This is a genomic window from Priestia sp. SRI_019 (assembly GCF_057586255.1).
On the sequence record NZ_JBYCZN010000026.1, the window covers coordinates 1 to 1214 of the forward strand.

The following is a 1214-nucleotide window of genomic DNA, read 5'->3' on the forward strand; positions in this document are numbered from 1 at the left end:
TCTTAGTTACCAGCTACAGGTTGCACCAGTAAATGGAGTAGCCGTGGTGAATGCAGATGGAACGTTTAGCTATCAACCCAACTTGAATTTCAATGGGACCGATCAGTTTACAGTATTGGTGTCTGATGGTCAAGGAGGAACGGCGGTTTCGACCGTTACAATAAACGTAATTCCAGTGAATGACCCTCCAATCACCGCTGATTTAGCATTTACAATTAATGAAGATACACCTCTTACAAATCAAATTCCGGCTTTTGATCCGGATGGGGATCCGTTGACATTTACTCTGCTGAATCCGCCTCCGTCAAATGGAAGTGTTATATTAGGGGCAAATGGAGTATTTACCTATACACCAAATTTAAATTACAACGGAATGGATACTTTTGGTGTGCTGGTATCAGATGGTAAAGGAGGAACTTCCCTTTCTACTGTGACCTTAACAATTGTGCCTGTAAACGATCCGCCAGTAGGAGGAGATAGAGCTGTTACAACGACCATTAACCTTCCTGTTACAAGCAGCATACCTGCTTCAGATCCTGACAACGTTACTCTAACCTATACTCTTCAACAAAATCCAGATAACGGTACAGCCGTCATAAATCAAGATGGTACATTCATTTATACACCTAATAACAATTTCATAGGTAATGATCAATTCACCATATTAATAACAGACCCAGAAGGAGCCACTGCACTATCGACTATTTTTGTAACGGTCCTTGAAACAAACGGAACTACAACTTCACAGGATTTGCAAATCTCTACTGATGAAGACACACCAGTAACAAATCAAGTAATTGCTACTAACGTAAATGGAAATCCACTTGTTTACACTATTGAAAACCCACCCATTAATGGAGTAGTAACAATTGATTCTAATACAGGAATATTTACGTATACACCGAATGCAAACTTTAACGGTTCAGATGCTTTTGTAGTATATATAACTGATAACTTAGGAGGAAATGCTACTGCATCAGTTATCGTTACAGTTATTCCAATAAATGATTCTCCAATTGTTCCAAATTATCAGTTGACGACTAACGAAGACACACCTGTAACTTCTATGGTAATTGCAACTGATATTGATGGTAATCAGCTGGCTTATTCGTTACAAAATGCTCCAGTGAACGGAATAGTAAACGTAGGGTTAGATGGGATGTATACCTATACACCGAATGCAAACTTTAATGGAACTGACCAATTTACCGTAC

General features: G+C 39.0%; 1 protein-coding gene. It reads left to right on the forward strand.

The annotated features are described in order from the left end of the window. A partial coding sequence (locus tag AC2YJL_RS27610; RefSeq protein WP_487375093.1) for an Ig-like domain-containing protein occupies nucleotides 1-1214 on the forward strand: 1214 nt, incomplete at both ends.